At 59.5% G+C, this 15,270-nt stretch carries 16 protein-coding genes; 14 read left to right on the plus strand and 2 right to left on the minus strand.

The window, feature by feature from the left end; translation table 11 throughout:
- Positions 1 to 95 precede the first annotated feature (95 nt).
- From tssH to ACI2KA_RS05600, 11 genes are all read left to right on the plus strand, one after another.
- Entirely contained in the window at positions 96 to 2,756 is a 2,661-nt protein-coding gene (gene tssH / locus ACI2KA_RS05550; protein ID WP_404499982.1) for a type VI secretion system ATPase TssH, read from the plus strand.
- Positions 2,757 to 2,813: 57 nt separating this feature from the next.
- Entirely contained in the window at positions 2,814 to 3,290 is a 477-nt protein-coding gene (locus tag ACI2KA_RS05555; RefSeq protein WP_065117846.1) for an Hcp family type VI secretion system effector, read from the plus strand.
- Between the two features lie 109 nt (positions 3,291 to 3,399).
- Positions 3,400 to 3,789, plus strand: coding sequence for a Rap1a/Tai family immunity protein (locus tag ACI2KA_RS05560; protein ID WP_404499984.1), 390 nt, complete (start codon positions 3,400 to 3,402; stop codon positions 3,787 to 3,789).
- A gap of 11 nt (positions 3,790 to 3,800) precedes the next feature.
- The gene (locus ACI2KA_RS05565) at positions 3,801 to 4,301 is read left to right on the plus strand and encodes a type VI secretion system amidase effector protein Tae4 (RefSeq protein ID WP_404499986.1); all 501 of its coding nucleotides are present in this window, start codon (positions 3,801 to 3,803) and stop codon (positions 4,299 to 4,301) included.
- A 14-nt stretch (positions 4,302 to 4,315) separates the two neighbouring features.
- Positions 4,316 to 6,451 carry a type VI secretion system tip protein TssI/VgrG gene (gene tssI, locus ACI2KA_RS05570; RefSeq protein ID WP_404499988.1) on the plus strand — a complete coding sequence of 712 codons (2,136 nt, stop codon included), beginning with the start codon at positions 4,316 to 4,318 and terminating at the stop codon, positions 6,449 to 6,451.
- Between the two features lie 2 nt (positions 6,452 to 6,453).
- The gene (locus ACI2KA_RS05575) at positions 6,454 to 7,095 is read left to right on the plus strand and encodes a hypothetical protein (RefSeq protein ID WP_404499990.1); all 642 of its coding nucleotides are present in this window, start codon (positions 6,454 to 6,456) and stop codon (positions 7,093 to 7,095) included.
- Between the two features lie 8 nt (positions 7,096 to 7,103).
- Entirely contained in the window at positions 7,104 to 8,222 is a 1,119-nt protein-coding gene (locus ACI2KA_RS05580) for a hypothetical protein (protein WP_404499992.1), read from the plus strand.
- Between the two features lie 3 nt (positions 8,223 to 8,225).
- Positions 8,226 to 8,603, plus strand: a complete 378-nt coding sequence (locus ACI2KA_RS05585; protein WP_404499994.1) for a PAAR domain-containing protein — start codon at positions 8,226 to 8,228, stop codon at positions 8,601 to 8,603.
- Between the two features lie 2 nt (positions 8,604 to 8,605).
- Positions 8,606 to 9,823: a hypothetical protein gene (locus tag ACI2KA_RS05590; protein ID WP_404499996.1), complete on the plus strand. Its 1,218-nt coding sequence runs from the start codon at positions 8,606 to 8,608 to the stop codon at positions 9,821 to 9,823.
- Entirely contained in the window at positions 9,820 to 10,368 is a 549-nt protein-coding gene (locus tag ACI2KA_RS05595; protein ID WP_404499998.1) for a hypothetical protein, read from the plus strand. Before ACI2KA_RS05590 ends, ACI2KA_RS05595 begins: the two co-directional genes overlap by 4 nt.
- Positions 10,369 to 10,821: a hypothetical protein gene (locus ACI2KA_RS05600; protein WP_404500000.1), complete on the plus strand. Its 453-nt coding sequence runs from the start codon at positions 10,369 to 10,371 to the stop codon at positions 10,819 to 10,821.
- A 162-nt stretch (positions 10,822 to 10,983) separates the two neighbouring features.
- On the opposite strand, the gene ACI2KA_RS05605 is transcribed toward ACI2KA_RS05600, so the two are convergent.
- Both ACI2KA_RS05605 and ACI2KA_RS05610 read right to left on the minus strand, forming a co-directional pair.
- Positions 10,984 to 11,883, minus strand: coding sequence for a LysR family transcriptional regulator (locus ACI2KA_RS05605; RefSeq protein WP_404500002.1), 900 nt, complete (start codon positions 11,881 to 11,883; stop codon positions 10,984 to 10,986).
- Between the two features lie 23 nt (positions 11,884 to 11,906).
- Positions 11,907 to 12,119: a hypothetical protein gene (locus ACI2KA_RS05610; protein ID WP_404500004.1), complete on the minus strand. Its 213-nt coding sequence runs from the start codon at positions 12,117 to 12,119 to the stop codon at positions 11,907 to 11,909.
- Between the two features lie 136 nt (positions 12,120 to 12,255).
- Between ACI2KA_RS05610 and ACI2KA_RS05615 the strand changes: the two genes are divergently transcribed.
- The 3 genes from ACI2KA_RS05615 to ACI2KA_RS05625 are packed head-to-tail and all read left to right on the plus strand — an operon-like array spanning position 12,256 to position 15,193.
- Positions 12,256 to 13,161, plus strand: coding sequence for a Bug family tripartite tricarboxylate transporter substrate binding protein (locus ACI2KA_RS05615; RefSeq protein ID WP_404500429.1), 906 nt, complete (start codon positions 12,256 to 12,258; stop codon positions 13,159 to 13,161).
- 51 nt (positions 13,162 to 13,212) lie between these two features.
- Positions 13,213 to 13,686 carry a tripartite tricarboxylate transporter TctB family protein gene (locus tag ACI2KA_RS05620; RefSeq protein ID WP_404500006.1) on the plus strand — a complete coding sequence of 158 codons (474 nt, stop codon included), beginning with the start codon at positions 13,213 to 13,215 and terminating at the stop codon, positions 13,684 to 13,686.
- A gap of 7 nt (positions 13,687 to 13,693) precedes the next feature.
- Positions 13,694 to 15,193 carry a tripartite tricarboxylate transporter permease gene (locus ACI2KA_RS05625; protein WP_404500008.1) on the plus strand — a complete coding sequence of 500 codons (1,500 nt, stop codon included), beginning with the start codon at positions 13,694 to 13,696 and terminating at the stop codon, positions 15,191 to 15,193.
- Positions 15,194 to 15,270: the final 77 nt, after the last annotated feature.

Below are 15,270 nucleotides of genomic sequence, written 5' to 3' on the forward strand. Positions count from 1 at the left end.
ACAAAAAATAAACTACGGGGTGGACAACTCGGTTTCATCATCATAGTTATTCCACGTCACGTTGTGGAATGAACCCGGGCAGGAGGCTCATTTGCATGTCGCATATCGATCTCAATCGCCTCGTTGAAGCGCTTGAGCCTGACCTGCGCGTTGCGCTGGAAGCTGCGGCTTCCATTGCGGTGCGCATGGGTCACAGGTACGTGGATATCCCGCACTGGCTGCTGGCGGTTGTAGATGCCGGTATCTATGCGGAAACATTCGAGGAATTAAAAATTCCACTTCCGGTGTTGCAGGCTGAAATCGGCCGCAGCCTTGGAGAGGCCATTATCGGAGACGGCGAGGCGCTGTCGCTCTCCCAGAACGTCCTGACGGCGGGCCGCGAGGCATGGGTTCTCGCTTCGCTGGAGGCCGGACGCAACCGTGTGACGCTGTGCGATCTTTTGCTGGCGATGGATGAAGAAACCTCGCTTCGCTCCTTCGTCCGCTCGGCATTCCCCTCGCTGAAGGCGATGGATAGGGCGGCGCTCGAGCGGCTGCGCGGTACGGTTGAAGACGGCGCCGACGCGGATGTTTCTTCCGCGCCGGCAAGTTCGGCACCCGCCGCCGGCCAGAACGATTTTCTGCGCCTTTACACCCAGGATATGACCGCCGATGCCCGCAACGGCAAGGTCGACCCGGTGATCGGCCGCGATGACGAACTGCGCCAACTTGTCGATATTCTGACACGCCGCCGCCAGAACAATCCCATTCTTGTGGGGGAGGCGGGTGTCGGCAAGACGGCTGTCGCGGAAGCGCTGGCGCTGGAGATCGTCTCCGGAAACGTTCCGGAAAAACTGCGCAACGTGCGCCTGCTGAACCTCGATATTTCACTGCTTCAGGCCGGCGCCGGCGTGAAGGGCGAGTTCGAACGCCGTCTTCACGGGGTGATCGATGCGGTGAAGCGTTCTGCCGAACCGATCATCCTGTTCATCGACGAAGCCCATGGTCTCGTTGGTGCGGGTGGCGCCGCGGGCCAGGGCGATGCGGCCAATATTCTCAAGCCCGCACTCGCAAGAGGCGAGGTGCGGACCGTCGCGGCAACGACGTGGAGCGAATACAAGAAATATTTCGAAAAGGACGCGGCCTTGACGCGTCGTTTCCAGCCCGTGCACGTGCGCGAGCCCGACGAGGCGACCGCCATACGCATGCTGCGCGGCGTGGCTGACACCTTCGTCAGACATCACAACGTCACCGTTCGTGACGAGGCGATCGTGGCGGCGGTGCAACTGTCCGCGCGTTACATGCCGGCAAGGCAATTGCCGGACAAGGCCGTCAGCCTGCTCGACACGGCCGCCGCCGCCGTGTCGCTGGCGCGGCAGACGCTGCCGGAACGGCTGCGCGCCATGGAAAGCGAACGCCGCCTTCTGTCCGACGAGCTGGACTGGCTTCTGCGTGAGCCGCAGGATGAGGACATGCAAAACCGCATCCAGTCGATCCGCGACGAGCTTGAGAAGCTCGTAAGCGGGATCGATGAGCTGCGTGGCCGTTACGATGCGGAAATGGCCGAACTGGCGGCGCTGAGCCAGGAGCAGTCGGAAACCGGCGCATCCAACGTCTCGCGCCTGCGGCCCGCCGGTGAGGCGCAGCCGGCAAATATCGAAAGGCTTGTGCCGACGGTGGTGGACCGGGATGCGATTGCATCAGTCGTTTCGCGTTGGACCGGTATTCCGCTTGGCAAACTCCTCGCCGACCAGATCGAGAGCGCGCGCACGCTGGACGATCGCATGCGTCAGCGTGTTGTCGGGCAGGATGCGGCAATTGCCCGGATCGCCGATGCCATGCGCACCGCAAGGGCCGGACTGTCCGATCCGCGCCGCCCGCCCGCCGTATTTTTCCTCGTCGGCATGTCCGGGACGGGGAAGACCGAGACAGCGCTGTCGCTGGCGGATCTGCTTTATGGCGGCAACAGCCACCTGACGACGATCAACATGTCGGAGTTCAAGGAGGAGCATAAGGTTTCGCTGCTTCTCGGTTCGCCACCGGGCTATGTTGGCTTCGGCGAAGGCGGTGTGTTGACGGAAGCGGTGCGTCGCAGACCGTTCGGCGTTCTCCTGCTCGATGAAATCGACAAGGCGCATCCGGGCGTTCAGGATATTTTCTACCAGGTGTTCGACAAGGGCGTGCTGCGCGATGGCGAAGGCCGCGATGTCGATTTCAAGAACACTACGATCTTCATGACGGCCAATACCGGATCGGAACTGCTTTCGGCGCTTTCGGCCGATCCCGATACGATGCCGGAAGGCGAGGCGCTGGAAGCGCTTCTGATGCCGGAGCTGACGAAACAGTTCAAGCCCGCTTTTCTCGGGCGCACGATCATCCTGCCCTTCATGCCGCTGGGCACGCAGGAGCTTTCAAGGATCGTGGATATGCAGATCGGCAAGATCAGGGAACGGGTTCTCGCAACATACGGCGCCGACCTGAGCTTGTCCGATGCCGCGCGCGACGCATTGGTGTCGCGTGCCGGTGCAAGTGACATTGGCGCTCGCGCCATCGAGATCATGATCGGCAAGGACCTGCTCCCGCCTCTTTCCAGCTTTTTCCTCGAAAAGGTTATCGCGGGAGAACGCGTGGGCAAGATCGTTGTCGATTTTGATGAAAACAGGTTCGGCATTCGTGCCGGAGCGGCTGGGGAAACGGATGAATTCGCCCTAACCGAAGAGGTTGGGGTGGATAAAGTTGCCGCGTCGGAAGGGGCTACCCGACGCATGCGGCATTAAACGAAGGGTAACGCGGCCTCGAAGCAAGAGGTCATTTCAGCTACAGGAGCTTACAGCATGCCAATTTATCTGCAGATCGACGGTATCCAGGGCGACGCCACGCATGAAGAACACCGCAAGTGGATGGACATCGAAGCCATTCACTGGAACGTGGCCCGTAACATGAACACGTCTGCTGGTTCTGCTGCAAACCGCGAAGCATCCGAACCGACCATTTCGGAAGTCATTCTGACCAAGGTGAGCGATTCTTCTTCCACCAAGCTTTTCCAGGAAGCTTGCGCAGGCCGTACCGGCAAGCTTGCGACGATCCATCTGGTGACGACCGGCAACCCCGGCAACACCTATATCGAGTATCTGCTGACGAACACGCTTATCGCCAGCTACTCGGTTGATTCCAGCGGCGACCGTCCGGTGGAAACCATCAAGCTTAACTTCACCAAACTGGAAGTGAAGTACACGCCGTTCGACGACAACAACTCGCCGCAGTCTCCGATGATCGCCTCCTACGATCTGGCGACGACCAAGGCCGCTTGATCGTAACGTCACCCGGTGCCGGCCTCGGCCGGCACCGGAACGTCTTCATTGCAGTTTTGCAGCTCACGTCGTGATGTTTCTCATCCACGTTGGACGAGGCGGGTTTATCATGCGCTCCCTATATGTGTTTTTTGTCTCCGTGCCGTTTGTTGTGGCGCTGTCCGGTGCCTCTTCGGCCGGTGCGCAAGAGCGGACATGGATATTTTCCGGGGCCGAACTCAAGCAGGCCATCGAGGGAAAGCTCGCGCCGGAAGTGTCTGATCCGGAAATGCGGCGACTGGTCTCCGTTGCGAAATCCAGCGCCTATATTGCCGGTGTGGCGGATCTGACCAGCGGAGCGGACTGGTGTGGTGCGGGTGCCGTTCCACCCCATGAACTCACCGACCGGATCTACACCTATCTCGGTGATCTTCCCGTGGAAAAACTGGATGAACGGGCAGCCAATCTCGTGCGGGAGGCGCTTAAGGTCTCCTTTCCCTGTGAGCCGAAAAGTAACTAGTGGGACAAGCCATGCGTGTTAACTTTGACACTCTTTATGCCAATTATCCGAGCAGCGAGCCGTCGCATTCCAACTATATCAGCCAGCGTGACCTGTTCACCGAAATCGGCTGGGAAGATTTCATCGGCAATCCGAACTATCACAATACCTGCGCGATCCGCGTCAGTATCGCCTTCGTGAAATCGGGCATCAACATCGTGCCCGCTTCGCATCGCATCCAGAAAGGACCTCATGCCGGAAAGGGCATCGAGGTGAACATGCGCCGTCTCGCCGGTCTCCTGACAAGGACGAGCTATCTCGGCGAGCATGAGCCTTTCACGCCGGCGACGGCCCGTACCGGGATTGGCGCGCGCAACGGCGTCGTGGCGTTCAACAACATTCCGGGTTACAGCGGCGGCGGTCACATCGATCTCGTGCGCGGCGGCGCGGAAGCTGCCCAATGCGCCTCGGCCTGCTACTATAATTCAGAAACGATCTGGTTCTGGCCCCTGCAGTCCAGCCGCGGATCCTGATTCAGGAGCATGCCATGACCGACCAGCCCGCATCCTCGGACTTTCTCCAGGCGAGCCGTGTTCTTAAACTGTCCTCTCCGCTTGGCGAGGACGTGCTTCTGCCGGAGCGTCTTTTGGTCGAGGAGGGCGTATCGCAGCTCTTCGACCTTCGCCTGACGCTGCGGGCGAAGAAGGAAGCTGTCAAACCCGAGGAGCTGATCGGCCGGCTGGTGGATGTGTCGGTCGAGGTAAGCCAGGGCGACGGGGAAGAGGGCAGCGGTCTGCGCCGCCCCTTCAACGGCCTGGTGACGGAACTGCATGAAGGCCCGCCTATCACCCGCGGGCTGCGCTCCTATGCGCTGACGATCCGCCCGCAGATGTGGCTTCTGTCGCGGCGGTCCGATTGCCGCATTTGGATGGATAAGACGGCGGTCGAGATCGTCGAGACGCTGTTTTCCGAACATGGCATTCCCGCCCCCGATACGTCCGGCATCATCTCACCGCCGCCGGCACAGCATTACAGCGTGCAATGGAATGAAGATGACCTTTCCTATCTTCTGCGCCGTTTCGAGGAGGACGGGCTGTTCTTCTGGTTCAGCCATGAGGACGGTTCCCACAAGCTGCATGTTGCCGACAGCGCCAGCGGCTGGCTTTCGCCGTCGGCTTCGGCGCAGGGCGAGGGCCGGGTGCGCCTGGCGCAGGGATCTTCGGACCGCAACCACATCAATGACTGGGCGCGGCGTTTTTCCTATGTGCCCGGCCAGCGGGCGGGTGCGGACTGGAACTTCGAGACGCCTGGCATGGTGCCGGGCACGATGACGCCGTCGCTGGTGCAGATGCCGGATGCGACGAAGCGCGAGCTTTACGAATATCCGGCCCGGATCAGCACGGTGGAAGAGGCCGAGCGGGCGCAGAAGCTGCGCACGCAATCGATCGAGGCGGATCATGACCGTGTGTTCGGTTCGTCCACCTCGCGGATTCTGGAGGCGGGCCGACGGTTCACGCCCTACGAGGTTGCGCATCCCGATCATGCCTATGAGGAGCATGTGATCATCCGTGCAAGCCACAGCATCGTCGACCGCTCCTATGAGACCAATGGCGACGAGCCGGAATATCGCAACAGCTTCGAGGCGATCCCGGCGCGCGTGCCGCTGACGCCGCACCGGTCGACGAAGCGGCCGCGCATCGAAGGGACGCAGGTGGCGATCGTCGCCGGACCGGAAGGCGAGGAGATCCATCCCGACCAATATGGCCGCATCAAGCTGTGGTTCCCGTGGGATCGCAAGGCGAAGAAGGATGGCACGGACACGTGCTGGGTGCGGGTGGCGCAGAACTGGGCGGGCTCCAGCTGGGGCGGCCAGATCATTCCGCGCATCGGCATGGAGGTGATGGTCGCCTATGTCGACGGCGATCCGGACCGGCCGCTGGTGACGGGGGTGGTGCCGAATGCGCGCCAGACCGTGCCGTATGACCTGCCGGCGAATAAGACGAAGAGCACGTTCAGGACCAATACCCACAAGGGAAAGGGTTTCAACGAATTAAGCTTCGAAGATGATGCCGGTCGTGAGGAAATGTACTTTCACGCGCAGAAAGACATGACTTTTAAGATAAGGAACCACAAAACAGAGCGTGTTGATAATAATAACGTAGTTTCTGTGGGTGGTGCTTCCCTCCGCGAAGTACAAATGTCAGACGTTCTGAACGTAGGGCAGAACATGAGTGTCAATGTCGGAACCGGTCCTGCCGGCGACATCATACGCGGACTTATGACCAGACATGCATCCGGAATTCGTGGAGCTGGGTATTTTCTGGAAGCCATGTTTTCGACGATGACGGGAAGCGGCAACTACATGGTCAATGCTGGCGCGGCCCTGATGTTCAATTCGGTTGCCGGATCGTTTCATACGACTGGAGGATCCAGCGTGATTACAACGGGTTCCGATCTTATCCAGAATGTCGGAGGCAGTGTACGCGTCTCTTCGGGACAAAACTTTGATGAAATTGTTCACGGCACAAAAATGGTGGAAGCTTTCGAGGCTATCCACATGCGTTGCGGGAAATCCGAAATTTCCATGACCGCAGATGGAACGATAAAAATTAAAGGTCTGAAACTTCTTGTCGAAGAGGATGAGAACATAAAGATGACGTCAGCAAAAATTGAGCTGAACTAAGCATGGTCGGCGCTTTTTTAAGAACCGTATTGTTAGCGGGCGCTCTGGCGTCATCTGTCGCGACATCTGCGGCGGCGGCGAATATTGAGGTAAAAAAGTCAATGAAAACACATATTACAATAATCGTCGATCAACCTCTTCTTGAAGGTGGCGGGACAGTTCTTGTCGTGCCTCAAAAGGTCTCACAGGACATCTGGGATAAGCTGCCTAATCGACCCGAAAAATCCATGATTCATGACAATCCGAAGTCTAGGGAGATCAGGGATGAGGATAAATTGCTTGAAGTGAGGGTATCCGGCAAGGTTTCCGTGGTTGAATTCGACTATCCGGCCGATGGAACTTATGGATTTAACTTCGTTTCCGGCGATAAAAATTCCCGGCCGTCTGCCCTGCGCACGAAGCGGATTTTGGTGGGAAGCGGATATTACACCGATCAGAAAACAGGAAAACGCGTGGACTGGGACGAAGTTTCCACGATCCACATCTATGGAACCGACGTTGATGAGAGCTTCAGCCGGTCGGTCAGAATATCATCTAACGAAATAATGAATATAGATCCTGACAAAATCTCCGGTGATGGGTTTGTCGTATATCGACTTAGCGATGATCAAGTAGACCGGGCCGTGATCAAAGAGCCCAAATAGGAGCAGCTATGTCTATTTTGACATTATATACGCGCTCGTTTCACCCCAGAGCAGATTTCCGTACTGGCGGCTTATTTTTCCATGGCGACAATAGGGGTTTTAGCGGCTCACCATCGGCTACGGCGCGGATTTTTCATATCATCAAGATTAATTTGAAAGCCGCCAGATTTGAAGCGGTGATTTGTGATTCTGATCCGAGTTCCAACCCGCTTCTGACGAAAGAGACCGGGCTGGATTTTAGCAATGACTACTCTCAACCTGAAAAAAAACCTCGGCACGCTGAAGATCCCAAGAACATAACGCCTTATCGGGAAGACGGAAATCAGAACGTCAATCTTCGTGTTCAATATGCCGGCAAGAACTTTGCTTTTCCATTTGCAGATGGTGTGGAAGAGCTTGAAAACTGGGGTTTACCGAAGGATACGCCACATCGCGTCCTTGGCGGCGAAGTCTCTGATGGAAGCAATTATTCGGGGCCAAGCAGTTTTGTACCCTTCGAGTTAAGAAGTCCGATAACGTTCAACGATGGCATCGACGTCCGCAGTCCGATCGCACGCACGGATGAAAGATGGAGCGGCGCCGTCCCCGATCTGGACGTGGTAAATAATGTCTCCATTCGAATAAACCGGGATACAAAAAAAGCCGATATCACATGCGTTATTACGGGGGATGGGTTTCCCAATTGCGAGAGCTTTATTCTCGATGGAGCAAACCAGCTGGTTTTCTTGGCTAGCCATGTAAGAACTGGCACGCCGATAACGCAGCTCCCTGGAAATAGACAAATCCCGATGAGCAACACCGCATTTGTCTCGGATTGGCAGCCCGGCGATGTTGCGGGCCAGAATGTAAGCGTCACGTTATGTCTTGATTTTACTGGAGCCGGCGCTTCGTCGGAGATCACCAAGGGAAACATGAGCCGAGAGGCCTGGAATAATGCTCATGTTAAACGCAACCCACATGGTGCTTACAGCCAGCGTGTAAGAGACCATATGCCCTTGCCGCAAAATCAATGGGTTGATGACGCGATTAACAATAATCCGGAGATCGTGGACGGTGTTCGCCGCGCTCGCAGCGAAGTGATCGATGCCTTTGATCGGGTCCGGCAATGGTGGGGATCCGAGGAATAACCCATGCCCAAAGCTCATCGCCGCGCCGATATCGGCTCCGCCCATTCCTGCCATTTTCCGCCCACGCCGGCCACGGGCGGTAGTGACAATGTCTATGTGAACGGTCGACCCTTGATGCGTGTCGGGGATGCTTACCTGCCGCATGGCTGCCCGTCTTGCCCGAAGCCGTCGCATCCGCGGTCTCTGGCAGCAGGATCATCCACCGTCTTCATCAACGGCAAGCCAGCGGGCCGGATTGGAGATGCGATCGACTGCGGCGGCAATGCGCAGACCGGTTCGTCCAATGTCTATATCGGCGACAGGGAGGCGGATGGCGACAGTGACGGCACCTCGTGCCAGGCCAATATGGCCGGCCGGTCCATTCCGACGGTTCGAGGATAGGGATGCAAGATCAGCATGATGGCAAGGCGGGCCTGTCTGCAGTCAGTCAGGCTTATCTGACCCGCCTCTCGGAGATTGCGGACAGCTGTGACAAGCGGATTTATGCCGTGCTGGACGGAGCCCTTTTCGGCGGCCTTACCGCGCATCTTTCGAAGGCGGGCCTCAGCCATCGGCCGCTCTACCGGCACGTGGCATCCGATGCCGCCGTGATGCTGGGTGGGCCGTGGCTGGTTTCTCTCAGTCTCTCGCCTCCGGCCCCGTCTGTGCCGGATGATCCAGGCGAAACGCCGGAACCGAACGACGAGGAATTGCAGGCGCTGGCGGCCAAATTGTCCGACGCCATGGCGGATGCGGTCGCCAGGGGTGACGAGAGCGGCGGCGGCATGCTGCCGGCCGATGAAATCGATCTTCCGAGGCGGGTCAGGACCAGGGTTGAGGCCCTGCTCAAGCTTGTCGCAGACAAGCCGGCCGTGGTGTTCTGGGTCGGCGATCGATCCTTGTCGGAGGAAAAAATCCACAGGCATCTTCGTGGCATCAACCGCATATGGTTGCCGGTGGAACGGGATGCGCTTGCGGGATCGGGCGTTTCGCTGCCTGTGGAGGAGGGAACGCTGGCGTTGGCGGCCGGGGATGTGCAGGAAGAGGCATTGGCTGCCGCTGATGGCGCCGGGAGGCGGGACCGCAGCGAACTTGTCGTTTTTCGCCATGCCGATCCGAATGTCATCATGCAGGTTTTTCCGGTGCTTTCGCCGGAACAGGTCGTCCGCCTGATGGGGCCGGCGGACGAAATCTACTTCGCACCGAGCAAGGATTGGGGCGGGAACGTCAAGCGCGGGCGTCGTCCGGCAGGTGTGGCGGCGCAGGGCGGCATGTTGCGCCTGACCCCGGAAAACATCGAGGCGATCAGCGCGACCCGCATGCTTGCCGCCCGCCGCAGGAGAGTAGCAGCCTTTCGGCGTTCCGCGCCGCATCTGCTGCAGAACATGGACGAGGGCGAAGCGCTCTTGTTCATGGAACGATATGAGGCGCAGGCACGTGCCCAGGGGCTGAAAACCGAGCGTGGTTTCTTCCAGTGGACCTATCTTATGAGCGCAAGCAACGGCGGCTTCATCGAGTCGCCGCATATCCGCGACAATCTCAAAGGCGGCAATCCTGACGCTCGGCTGGATGACATGATGCGGCTTATGGCGAATGCGGCGAAAGAACGGGGGCTTGCATGAGCGCTGTCGCCGCCGCCGGAGGAGAAGCTTTGCTCGGCCGTGCGGCCGCAGGCGTCGCAACCAGGCTCGGTGCGCGCGCCGCCCTTGGCTTTCTCGGGCCGGTGGGGGCCGCGATCGGCCTGGCCATGCTCGCCTATGAGGGCTACGAACTCTACAAGATGTACAATGAAAGCCATTCGGAACCCGCCGAAGGGGAGGCGGGAGGCTGTACGGGGGACTGTGGCTCCGCCAAGGCCGAAGAACAGAAAAAGCGCCAGGAGGACCTGGAGAATGAGGCGGGCGTCAGCCAGCAGACCAAGGGCAAGACCAAGCATGGTGAAAAGAATGGCGGCATGGTGGAGGCCGAACGTGACTTCGATTCCTTGAAACCGGGCAAGGAGAAGGGTATCGAAACACAATATGGGCCGGGTCGCACCGGGGAGCTGGAAGACGGCAGCAAGGTCACGGTTCGTCCGGGAAGCTCCGATGGTCGTCCGACATTGCAGATCCGCAGGCCAAACGGTCGTCAGACCGAAATACGCTACAACGATGGACCGGGGGTTTAAATGACTGACTTCATTACCAAACATTGCACATTGGATGATGATGTCATTCGCAGCCGGAATTTCGTTGCGAGAATTTTTCCCGAGTTTCCGAGCGAAGAGGAAATTGCTCTTGTTGCCGGCCGGATCGGCGCCGGCGAAATCGCGTTCTCGGCTTATGAATTCAGTCGGCCACCGCGTCATTTTGCATCGCAGCCGGTCGGGCTGATGCTCGATGCGCTGTTTGAAAACTCGCCCTATGGCCTTCTGATCCATTTTTCAGGCCATGACCTGTGGATTTGGGCACCCGAGGATCATGAGTACCTCGTTGTCTTCGGTGAGGCCGATCTAGTCCAGAAGATAGAAGCTGGCGACATATTCTCCTACAGCTTTGCCGATTATCTGGCGAGCGGCGCGCTGTCGCAAGCAACCATCGCACATCTTCGCGAAATGGCATCGCACTACACGATCGGATAGATTTGCCGCCTCGAAATCGCTTGAGGCTGTAATCCGATCGATGTGGAGGGGACAGGGATTTCTGTTCCAGCGGCATTCGAGGCATTTTTGGCAAGCGGCCCGGTGGCGGCGGTCCGCCTCTGCGCGATATGTGGGCGAGCCCGGATGATGCCGACGGTGATGTCACTCCAGCGCCGCCATATGGGCCGGTAACTGATCCTCGAAAAATTTCGAGAAGGTCGCGATGCGGGGCGGCAGCGCCTGATAGGGCGGATAATAAAGCGTCAGCCAGAGGTCCGGCGGCGCCCAGCCGGGCAGAACATGGACGAGCCGGCCGTTGCGGATATGTTCGGCGATGTGAAATCGCGGCAACAGGGCCACGCCTGCGCCCTGCGCCGCCATGTCGGCCAGAACCTCGCCATTATTGGCGCTGAATGCCCGCCCGGCCGCAATCGTGCTGTTCGATCCGCCATCCGACAGGACCCAGCTCTCCCGCCGGCTTTCGCCGCTATAGGCAAGGCAATCGTCAGGCGTAAGCTCGCCCGGATGTGCCATGCGCACGAACCGGCTGTCCGGCGCTGCCACCATTATTCGCGGCACGGCCCTGATCTTGCGCCAGATGGTGAACTTGTCGGACGGGGCCGATGAAATGCGGATAGCGAGGTCGTAATCGTCGTCGACGATGTCGACCAGCCCGTCGGACAGTGAAATCTCGAAGCACATTTTCGGGTACAGTTCCCGGAACCCCGACAGGATCGGCGGCAATACCCTCTTGCCGAGCCATGTCGGCGCGCTGATCCTTAGTCTTCCCTCGTCGGCCTTGTGTGCATTCCTGACATCGCGGCGCGCAGTCTCGAGCGTCTCGACAGCCGGCTGAATCTGTGCGGCGAAGACCGCGCCGTCCGTCGTCAGGGATACCTGACGTGTCGTGCGGACAAATAATTGCACGCCGAGATCGTCTTCGAGCGCGGCAATCGCCCGGGTCACGGCAGCGGCCGTCATGCCCAGCTCGCGGGCGACCTGCGCGAAATTGCGCTTTTCGGCCGCCAGCAGAAAGATCTTCAGAGCCTTGTGATCGTTCATCGTATTATTTCAAAAATCGCAATTCATTTAAAAGAAATATTGTAATTCGGCGATGCAATCAAGCCGGTGATCATATCGCTTTCATCGTCGAAGACCGTCTTTCCAATCTGGTCATCGACAGCGCGCGGTTTCGCGATCCGTCGGAGGGTTCGGCCTCTTTTGGACGCCCCGATAACCATCGCCATTTCAGCCGGTCGGCGCCAGTACCAGCCGGGGCGGAAAATCTTGTTCTGCAAGATATTTACTTTTGTAATTATATAATGCAGATTTGTCGCGCTGCTCGGAGGGAGCACGAAATTGTCGGAGGAACCCATGCAAAAACTTATCGGACTTGGCTTTGCGGCCGCGCTCGCCGCTGCCAGCTTTTCCGTCATGCCTGCAAAGGCGCAGCAGCTTGAACTGACGATCACCGCGCCGGCCGGGGCGGGCGGCGGCTGGGATTCGGCGTCACGCTCGCTTCAGGAGGCCATGATGGCGACCGGTGCGGCGAAAAGCGTGCAGGTTGTAAACGTGCCCGGCGCCGGCGGCACGGTCGGCCTGGCGCAATTTGTCGGGCAGGCCAAGGACAGTCCCAACCAGTTGCTCGTTGCGGGCATCACCCTGGTGGGCGCCAGCATTTCCAACAAGTCGCCCGTCGATCTGACGCAGGTGACGCCGCTTGCCCGTCTCACCGGCGATCCGCTCGTGATCGTGGTGCCGAAGGATTCGCCGATCAAGTCGCTTGCCGATCTGCAGGAGACGATCAGGAAGGACGTGGCGAAAACCATCTGGGTCGGCGGGTCGGCCGGTGGCGCCGATCATATTCTCGCGGCTCTTGTAACCAAGGCATCCGGTCAGGATCCCGCCAAGGTCAATTACGTCGCCTATTCCGGCGGCGGTGAATCGCTCGCCGCCATGCTTGGCGGCCAGGCGACCGCGGGCGTCTCGGGTTACGGAGAGTGGGAGGGCCAGATCAAGTCCGGCGACCTGCGGGCGCTCGCCATTTCCTATCCGGAGCCGATCCCGGGTATCGAGGCCAAGCCGCTGAAGGCCCAGGGTCTGGACATCGAACTGGTGAACTGGCGCGGTATTTTCGCTGGGCCGGGGGTTGAGGGCAAAGATCTCGATACGCTGAAGGCGGCGCTCGAAAAGACCGTCAAGTCGAGCGAATGGCAGACCATTCTGAAAGCGCGCGGCTGGACCGACTATTATGCGCCGTCGGAGGAGTTCAAGACCTTCATCGGCTCCGAAACGGAGCGGGTGCGCGCGATCCTGACCTCCATCGGTCTTGCCAATTGATCCTACCAGCGCGGGAAGCGGCGATACCGCTTCCCGCTTGCGAGGCATATCATGACATCGAAACCATCTTCGCCGCGCAATCCGGCTGCCGCCGTCGTCGCGGTCATCCTTCTTGCCATAGCGGTCATAACCTATTGGGATGCGAGCCGGATGACGGCGCGTGCGACCTATGGCATGAGTGCGAACGCCGCCTCATATTTCGTCGCTCTATTATTTGTCGTTCTGGCGCTTGGGCATCTGGTGAGCGCCTTCCGGCCAAGCGATCTGGAGGATGAGCCGACCGACTGGAAGGCGGTGGGCTGGATTGCCGTCGCCCTGTCGGGGTTGATCGGCGCAATCTGGCTCGGCGGCGGTTTCATTCTGGGGTCGACGCTGCTTTTTGCCTTCACCGCCCGGGCCTTCGGCCGCAGGGCGCTGCCGGTTGATCTCTGTCTCGGCGCGATCATCGCCGTTCTGATCTTCCTCATGTTCAACAAGCTTTTGACCCTTGCGCTGCCCCAGGGGCCGCTCGAACGTCTTTTTTGAGGTGATCATGGATTCGCTTCTTGCCCTCTTCCAGGGGTTTTCCACCGCTATCGAACCGGCAAACCTGATCTTTGCCGCCGTGGGCGTCATCATCGGCACGGCTGTCGGCGTGCTTCCCGGCATCGGCCCGGCGCTGACCGTCGCGCTTCTGCTGCCGGTCACCTTCAAGCTCGATCCCGGCGGTTCGATCATCATGTTCGCCGGCATTTATTACGGCGGCATGTATGGCGGGTCGACAACCGCCATCCTGCTCAACACGCCGGGCGAAAGCGCCTCCGTCGTGACCGCGCTCGAAGGCAACAGGATGGCGCGTTCCGGTCGCGGCGGCCCGGCACTGGCCACGGCTGCGATCGGCTCCTTCGTGGCGGCGCTGATCGCCACTTTCGGCCTGGCATTTCTTGCCCCCATTCTGGTGAAGGTCGCCGTCCGCTTCGGCCCCTGGGACTATTTCGGGCTGATGCTGATCGCCTTCGTCACCGTTTCGGCGACATTCGGCTCATCGCCGCTCAGGGGACTGACCAGCCTCGCCTTCGGTCTCTGGCTCGGCCTGATGGGCATTGATCAATTGACCGGGCAGGCGCGCCTGACCTTCGGTGTTCCGGAGCTTTTGGATGGCGTCGAGGTGACGACGCTGGCCGTCGGCCTCTTTGCCATCGGCGAAGCCCTGCTCGTCGCGTCCCGCCATCTCCACAAGCCGGAAAAGCCGATCCCCGTGAAGGGATCGATCTGGATGACGCTCGAGGACTGGAAGCGTTCGTGGAAGCCGTGGCTGCGCGGAACGGTCATCGGTTTTCCGATCGGCGCATTGCCTGCCGGCGGCGCGGAGATCCCGACGTTTCTCAGCTACAATATCGAGCGGAAACTCGCGAAAAAACCGGAAGAGTTCGGTCACGGGGCAATCGAGGGCGTCGCCGGTCCCGAAGCCGCCAACAATGCGTCTGCCGCCGGTACGCTCGTTCCCCTGCTGACGCTTGGCCTTCCCACGTCCGCGACCGCCGCCGTGATGCTGGCGGGCTTCCAGCAATATAATATCCAGCCGGGTCCCTTGCTGTTTGCGCAGCATGCGGATCTGGTCTGGGGGCTGGTCGCCAGCCTCTTCATCGCCAATGTCATGTTGCTGGTGCTCAATCTGCCGCTGGTCGGTCTGTGGGTGCGTCTTCTCGCCATTCCGCTGCCCTGGCTTTATGCGGGCATCCTCGTATTCGCCTCCATGGGAACCATTGCCGCCAATCCCTCCGTCGTCGAACTTCTGTTGCTGGCCGGATTTGGCGTGGTCGGCTTCTTCATGCGGAAATTCGATTATCCGGTGGCGCCCGCCGTCGTCGGCCTCATCCTGGGGCCTCTGGCCGACAGCGCGTTGCGGCGTTCCCTGCAGATGAGCCTTGGCGATCCGATGATCCTGTTGCAGCATCCGAGTTCGGCGACGATGATCGCCTTTGCGCTGGTCGCGCTGATCGCTCCGTTCCTTTTCAAGGGGCTTTCCCGCTTCCGGCAGGACGAGGATTGAACGGGCAGGCGGCGGTTCCACAGGGCCGCCGCCTGTTGCTTTGACGCGGGCGATCATACAAAACTGGGTAAAACCAC

It is taken from the genome of Agrobacterium sp. NPDC089420 (assembly GCF_044900305.1).
In the GTDB taxonomy this organism is placed as follows: domain Bacteria; phylum Pseudomonadota; class Alphaproteobacteria; order Rhizobiales; family Rhizobiaceae; genus Agrobacterium.

Excerpts from the sequence above, each read along its gene's own strand:
- ACI2KA_RS05590 (WP_404499996.1), top strand. The coding sequence starts at position 8,606 with ATGCAAGATCAGCATGATGGCAAGGCGGGCCTGTCTGCAGTCAGTCAG.
- ACI2KA_RS05580 (WP_404499992.1), top strand. The coding sequence starts at position 7,104 with ATGTCTATTTTGACATTATATACGCGCTCGTTTCACCCCAGAGCAGAT.
- ACI2KA_RS05595 (WP_404499998.1), top strand. The coding sequence starts at position 9,820 with ATGAGCGCTGTCGCCGCCGCCGGAGGAGAAGCTTTGCTCGGCCGTGCG.
- ACI2KA_RS05585 (WP_404499994.1), top strand. The coding sequence starts at position 8,226 with ATGCCCAAAGCTCATCGCCGCGCCGATATCGGCTCCGCCCATTCCTGC.
- ACI2KA_RS05615 (WP_404500429.1), top strand. The coding sequence starts at position 12,256 with ATGCCTGCAAAGGCGCAGCAGCTTGAACTGACGATCACCGCGCCGGCC.
- ACI2KA_RS05575 (WP_404499990.1), top strand. The coding sequence starts at position 6,454 with ATGGTCGGCGCTTTTTTAAGAACCGTATTGTTAGCGGGCGCTCTGGCG.
- ACI2KA_RS05620 (WP_404500006.1), top strand. The coding sequence starts at position 13,213 with ATGACATCGAAACCATCTTCGCCGCGCAATCCGGCTGCCGCCGTCGTC.
- ACI2KA_RS05565 (WP_404499986.1), top strand. The coding sequence starts at position 3,801 with ATGCGTGTTAACTTTGACACTCTTTATGCCAATTATCCGAGCAGCGAG.
- ACI2KA_RS05600 (WP_404500000.1), top strand. The coding sequence starts at position 10,369 with ATGACTGACTTCATTACCAAACATTGCACATTGGATGATGATGTCATT.
- tssI (WP_404499988.1), top strand. The coding sequence starts at position 4,316 with ATGACCGACCAGCCCGCATCCTCGGACTTTCTCCAGGCGAGCCGTGTT.
- ACI2KA_RS05605 (WP_404500002.1), bottom strand. The coding sequence starts at position 11,883 with ATGAACGATCACAAGGCTCTGAAGATCTTTCTGCTGGCGGCCGAAAAG.
- ACI2KA_RS05625 (WP_404500008.1), top strand. The coding sequence starts at position 13,694 with ATGGATTCGCTTCTTGCCCTCTTCCAGGGGTTTTCCACCGCTATCGAA.
- ACI2KA_RS05555 (WP_065117846.1), top strand. The coding sequence starts at position 2,814 with ATGCCAATTTATCTGCAGATCGACGGTATCCAGGGCGACGCCACGCAT.
- tssH (WP_404499982.1), top strand. The coding sequence starts at position 96 with ATGTCGCATATCGATCTCAATCGCCTCGTTGAAGCGCTTGAGCCTGAC.
- ACI2KA_RS05560 (WP_404499984.1), top strand. The coding sequence starts at position 3,400 with ATGCGCTCCCTATATGTGTTTTTTGTCTCCGTGCCGTTTGTTGTGGCG.